Here is a 5,593-nt window from a genome sequence, read left to right as displayed (position 1 = left end):
GGCCCGGAAGGAAGCCGGGCCCGCCGCCCTTCTCCCGGGGGCTAGAACGATTCGAGGTCCGAGAGCACCTGGCTCCACGCCTCCTCGGGGGACTGGCTGCCGTCCTCGATGCGGCCCAGGCCCTGGCCGATCGTGGCGAGCACGTCGCCCTGGAGCGGGCCCTGGTACTGCGGCTGCACGGCGGTCGCGGCGGCGGTGAAGATCTCGCCGACCGGCGCGTCGTTGAAGTACGCCTTGGACAGGCCCGTCAGCGCCGGGTCCTCGTACAGCTCAGGGGTGGACGGGAAGTTCCCGGTCGCCTCGAACACCTTGAGCTGCTGCTCGGGCGCGGTCAGCCATTCGATGAAGGCGTACGCCTCCTCGGCGTGCTCGCCCTGCGAGGGCAGCACCAGGTGCGAGCCGCCCATGTTCCCGGCCCCGCCCGGCACCGTGGCGATGTCCCACAGCCCGGTCGCGTCCGGCGCGTTCGTCTCGATGTAGGAGGTCATCCACGCGGGGCAGATGATCGTCGCGAACGTGCCCTCGTTGAACCCGGCGTTCCACTCGGGGGTCCACGCGGTCAGCCGGTTCGACATGCCCGCCTCGATGGCCTGGACGGTGAGGTCCCATGCGTCGCCGATCGCGGGGTTGGACTCGACGATGAGGTTGTCGTCCCTGTCGTAGACGCCCTCGTCGGCCTGCTCGACCATGGCGCGGAACATGTTCCCCGAGGACTCGAAGAAGTACCCGCCGGTGCCGGCGGTGTACTGCTCGCCGACGGCGACGTAGTCCGCCCACGACCCGGCCCACAGCGCCGAGACCTCGTCGCGCTCGACGGGGAGCCCGGCGGCCTCGAACAGGTCGCGGCGGTAGCACATGGCCATGCCGCCGACGTCGGTGCCGAGGCCGATGAGCGACTCGCCGTCGGCCGACAGCGCCTGCTGCCACTTCCAGTCCAGCCACTGGCCTTCGAGCTCGTCGGCCCCCAGGTCGAGCAGGTCGTGGAACCGGTCGGGCTGGGCGGTGTACTGCGAGATGTACCCGACCTCGACCGCCTCGATGTCGGCCGCGCCCGAGCCGGTCGCCAGGTGCGTGGTCAGGTTCGTGTGGTGGTCGGCGAACTCGGAGATGCGCTCCTCGAACTCGATCTCGGGGTGGAGCGCCGTGTACTCCTCGTAGAGCGGGCCGAAGCCGAAGTCGCCGAACAGGCCCACGCTCAAGGTGATCTTGCCGTCGTCGTCCCCGCCCGAGCAGGCGGTGAGGCCGGCCGCGGTGAGGAGCGCCGCGGCGAGGGCCGCGGCGCGGGTCGGTCTGCTTGTCTTCACTGGTTCTCCACTGTGGTTCTCGGGTATCGGATGAGGGATTCGCGCCCGAACGCGATGAGAGAGCGCTCTCTGGCCGCAGGCACACGGCGGCCGTCGAACCGCCCGCTCAAGCAATGTGTGACATGTGACGTGCCACTGGCCCCGGGAGCGCGGGCGGACAAGGCAGGCCCGCCCGCGCCCCCGGGGACGGATCAGTGTCTGAAGTAGAACTGGTCCACGGACACGTAGTCCGCGCTCTGCCCGGACGTGAACGTCAGGAACACGTCGTGGACGCCGGTCACCGCGGACACGTTGCCCGGGATGTTCTGCCACGAGGTCCACCCTCCGGTGTTCGCGAGGGCGAACGACCCGATGGGCGCGGCCGTGCGCGAGTCGATCCGCACCTCGACCAGGCCGCTCACCCCGCCGGCGGCGCCGGAGGCGACGCGTGCCATGACGTCGAGCGGGCTCGTCGACCCGAAGTTCACGTCGTCGTAGCGGACCCAGTCGCCGTTGCCGAGCGGGCCGATCGCCCCGCCCGCGGACGGCAGGCCCGCCGAGGACGCGTCGAACGAGGTCGCCTCGATCGCCGCGTACGCGTCGCGGTTCCCGCCCCCGCCAGGGGAAGTGGTCGGCTCCCCGGTCGGCTCGCCCGAGCCGGCCGCGGTGTAGACCCGCACGTAGTCGACGAGCATCGACGCGCCCGACTGCGTCGCCGCCGTCGGCGTCACCTGCCCCGAGACCCCGTCGGGGAAGGCCCCGCCCATCGCCAGGTTCAGCAGGATGAAGTACCCGGCGTGGTTCGTCATCGACGTCCACGTGTCCGCGGGCAGGGCGCTCTCGTCGATCGTGTGGAACAGCTGCCCGTCGGCGTACCAGCGCAGCTGGCCCGACGCGCCGGAGTCGTCCCACTCGAACCGGTAGGTGTGGAACCCGTTGTGGCACGTCCCGCCGCACTGGGTGGTCGCGCCGAGCCCGTTGAACTCGTTGCAGGGCCCGCCGGGGGCGACGCCGCAGTGCAGGACGCCGTGGACGGTGCTCAGCCCGTTCACGTTCTCCATGATGTCGTACTCGCCGATGCCCGGCCAGTTCCAGTAGTTCCCGCGGAACGGCGAGCCCAGTGCCCAGAACGCCGGCCAGTAGCCGAGCGCGGCGTTCCCGCTGACCTGGGGGAGCTGGAGGCGGCCCTCGATGGCGAGGGTCCCGCCCGCGGGCGCCTTGAAGTCGGCGCGGGCGGTCTCGATGCGCGCGGAGGTCCACGCGCCCGCGCCGTCGCGCAGCGCGGTGATCTTGAGGTTCCCGGCCCCGTCCATGGAGACGTTCGCAGGGTTGTTGGTGTGGGCCGCGATCTCGCCGGTGCCCCAGTTCGCGGGCCCGCCGGGATAGGAGTGGCCGAGGTCGAACTGCCAGTTGGCCGCCGACGGCAGCTGGCCGGCCGACCCGTTGAACTCGTCGGACCAGACGAGGTTCCAGGCCTGCGCGGCCTCGACGTCGTCGGTCTGGGCGTTGGCGTTGACGATCGCGAGGCCGGCGCTGGCGATGAGCGCGGCGCCCGCGGTCGCGGCGGCGATCGCGCGGGCGAGCCGCCGCCTGGTGCTGGTGCGTACGGAGGTCTGAACGTCTGCCATGAAGGCTCCTCTGCCGGGGTGGAGAGACCGCTCTCTCCAGTCTGATGCGTGATCAGAGCAGTGTCGAGAGAGCGCTCTCTCATTTGGTCCAGAACCCATTCGTACCCAACGGATAGGTACATGTCAATGGGTTGTTACCGAAATGTTACGCGCGGCGGCCCTCGCGCCCCATGTAAGCCCTTGCAGCGCAGTCCCGGTGGGACCCGCGTCAGCGCGCGCCGTCCTCGCCGTCGGTCTGCGGCGGCCGCTGCGCCTCCTCGGCCCGGCGCCGCAGGTCGCCCATGCGCGCCTGCCGCTCCTCCCGGAGCCGCTCCAGCCGCTGGTGGCGCTCGCCGCGCTCCTCGGGGGACTCGGTGCCGCCGAGGATCCGCTTGTCCAGCCACTCCAGGTGCTCGGCGTGCGCGGCCGCGTTGATCGCCCGCACGTCCTGGTAGGCGCCCCGCAGCGACTCCATCCGCTTGAGCGCGTCATGGCACTGGGCCACGAGGATCTCGATGTCCGCGTGCTCGGCCTCGTCCGCGTCCGCCCGGCGCGCCTCCAGCCAGGCGATGCCCTCCCTGACCCGATCGCGCGCCCTCAGATTGTGCATCGTCAGGTCCTCGACGAGCCGGTCGCTCATCTCCAGGAAGCTCAGGTGCGGATCGGTGCGGTCGTCGGTGCCCATGGGGGCCGTCCTTCCACGAGGAGGTGCCTCTTCCCCCTCTACCATATGCCCGCCGCTAGGATCATCCTTCACCGCGCGTCCGTTTCACCCCGAAGACGAGGTCCTGTGGCACCGATCGAGTCCGTCATCGACACCCTCACCCAGACCCAGGAGGCCCCGCCGGTCTGGGTCATGCTCGCGTGCCTCGCCGCCGCGGCGGCCGCCGTGCTCTCCGCACCGGTCTGGCGCTGGAGCCGCGGCCTGGTCACCATCGCCCACGAGGGCGGGCACGCGCTCATGGCCGTCCTCATGCGACGGCGCCTCACCGGCATCCGCCTCCACGCCGACACCTCCGGGCTCACGTTCTCGCGCGGACGCCCCACCGGGTTCGGCGCGGCCATGACCCTCGTCGCCGGCTACACCGCCCCGGCCCTCCTCGGCCTCGGCGCCGCCGCCCTGGTCGGCGCCGGCCGCATCGTCCTGCTGCTGTGGATCACGCTGGTGCTCCTCGCGGTCATGCTCGTGTTCATCCGCAACTGGTACGGGGCGCTGGCACTCCTGGTCGTCGGGGCGGGCGTGTTCGCCGCGACCTGGTACGGCACCGCGATCGTGCAGACCGTCGCCGCCTACGCGGGCGTGTGGCTGCTCCTGCTCGGCGCCGTCAAGCCCGTGATGGAACTCGGCTCGCGGCGCCGCGGCGGGCGCGGGCGGGGCCAGTCGGACGCCGACCAGCTCGCCGGGATCACCCCGTTCCCCGCCGGGTTCTGGATCTTCGTGTTCATGCTCGCCACCGTCGCCGCCGCGGTCTGGGGCACCTGGATGCTCCTGCCGATCGAGTCCTGGACGGACGCGCTCTAGGACCCGCGCAGGCGCCGGTTCGTCCACGCCGTCGGCTCGGCCGCCGCCGGGTCCTCGGGCCACGGGTGCTTCGGGTAGCGCCCGCGCATCTCCTTGCGCACCTGCTGGTACGGGCCCTTCCAGAACGATTCGAGGTCGGAGGTCACCGCGACCGGGCTGCCGCCGGGGCTGAGCAGGTGCGCCTGCACCTGGACGCCCGCGATGCGCGGGATCGCCGTCGCGCCGAAGAACAGCTGGAGCTTCATCGCCAGCACCGGGACCCCGGTCGAGTAGTCGACGGACCCGTCCGTGCCGTTGTGGAGCGCCAGCCGGCGCGGCGCCGACCGGTCGAGGTCCTCCGACCAGGGGATGAGGTTGCGCAGCGCATCGGCGACGACGATCTTCTCCAGGTCGCGGCGCCGCCGCGCCCGGCTCCACCACGGTTCGAGCCAGTCGGTCCCCTCCAGCAGCCCGGCGTCGCTCACGTCCGGCCACGGCTCACCGATCTCCTTGTGGCAGAACGCCATCCGCTGCCGCAGCGGCCGCGCCTTGGACCAGTTGAGCAGGCCCAGTCCCTCCTCGCGGAGCCCGTCGAGGAGCGCGGTGCCCACGAGCGCCGGATCGGGGTCCCTGAGCGGCTCGGCGGCGTCCTCGATCGCGCCGACGAAGCGCACCGACCTCGCGGCCACGTCGCCGCGCTCCCGGTCCCACTCGACACGGTCCTCGCGCCGCTCGCCGACCAGCTCGCGGGCCAGGCCGCCGTCGATGGGGACGGCCGCGCGGATGATCGCGGCGGCGCGCCCGGGGGAGCGGTCGGCGTCGGCGATGGCGAGCCACTCGCTCCCGGCGAGCGGTGAACCGTCGGCGCAGACCGCGCCGGTGCCGCCCGCGGTGCGCCACTGGCCGCCGCTGCGCTTGGCGACGCGCTCGGGGAACGCGAGGGCGATGACGGTGGCGGCGGCCTCGTCGTCGCCCGCCTGCCGGTCGATGCGGGGGACGGCGCGGGAGAGGCGCTTGACCTCGTTCTCCCACTGGCGGTCCCGGCTCGCGCGCAGCTGGCGCCACTGCGCGAGTAGGTCGTCGCCCTTGCCCCGCTTGTCGAGTCCGAGGAGGGCCGCGACCTCGGCGGCCTTCGCCGAGCCGACGCGCGCGGCGCCGTCGACGAGCGCCCGCGCCAGCCGCGGATGCAGCCCGGCCTTGGC

General features: G+C 72.5%; 5 protein-coding genes. 1 reads left to right on the top strand and 4 read right to left on the bottom strand.

Features of this window, described 5'->3' with window-relative positions; genetic code table 11:
• Positions 1-41: 41 nt before the first annotated feature.
• The 3 genes from DI269_RS14045 to DI269_RS14035 form a co-directional block, all read right to left on the bottom strand.
• The gene (locus DI269_RS14045; RefSeq protein WP_112136854.1) at positions 42-1,304 is read right to left on the bottom strand and encodes an ABC transporter substrate-binding protein; all 1,263 of its coding nucleotides are present in this window, start codon (positions 1,302-1,304) and stop codon (positions 42-44) included.
• 191 nt (positions 1,305-1,495) lie between these two features.
• The gene (locus DI269_RS14040; protein WP_112136852.1) at positions 1,496-2,911 is read right to left on the bottom strand and encodes a glycoside hydrolase family 16 protein; all 1,416 of its coding nucleotides are present in this window, start codon (positions 2,909-2,911) and stop codon (positions 1,496-1,498) included.
• Positions 2,912-3,119: 208 nt separating this feature from the next.
• Positions 3,120-3,575 carry a hypothetical protein gene (locus DI269_RS14035; RefSeq protein WP_112136850.1) on the bottom strand — a complete coding sequence of 152 codons (456 nt, stop codon included), beginning with the start codon at positions 3,573-3,575 and terminating at the stop codon, positions 3,120-3,122.
• A gap of 105 nt (positions 3,576-3,680) precedes the next feature.
• Here DI269_RS14035 and DI269_RS14030 point away from each other — a divergent pair, with 105 nt between their 5' ends.
• A complete protein-coding gene (locus DI269_RS14030) occupies positions 3,681-4,412 on the top strand; it encodes a M50 family metallopeptidase (RefSeq protein ID WP_232822749.1) in 732 nt (243 codons plus the stop codon).
• Here the strand turns inward: DI269_RS14030 and DI269_RS14025 are convergent.
• Positions 4,409-5,593, bottom strand: a 1,185-nt coding sequence (locus DI269_RS14025; RefSeq protein ID WP_332871951.1) for an ATP-dependent helicase C-terminal domain-containing protein, incomplete at its 5' end; no start/stop codon positions are given. The genes DI269_RS14030 and DI269_RS14025 overlap by 4 nt on opposite strands.

Origin of the sequence: Glycomyces dulcitolivorans (assembly GCF_003265355.1) — a bacterium.
Lineage (GTDB): Bacteria > Actinomycetota > Actinomycetes > Mycobacteriales > Micromonosporaceae > Glycomyces > Glycomyces dulcitolivorans.
The sequence above is the reverse complement of the archived record's forward strand: the minus strand, read 5'-3'. Positions and strand labels throughout refer to the sequence as shown.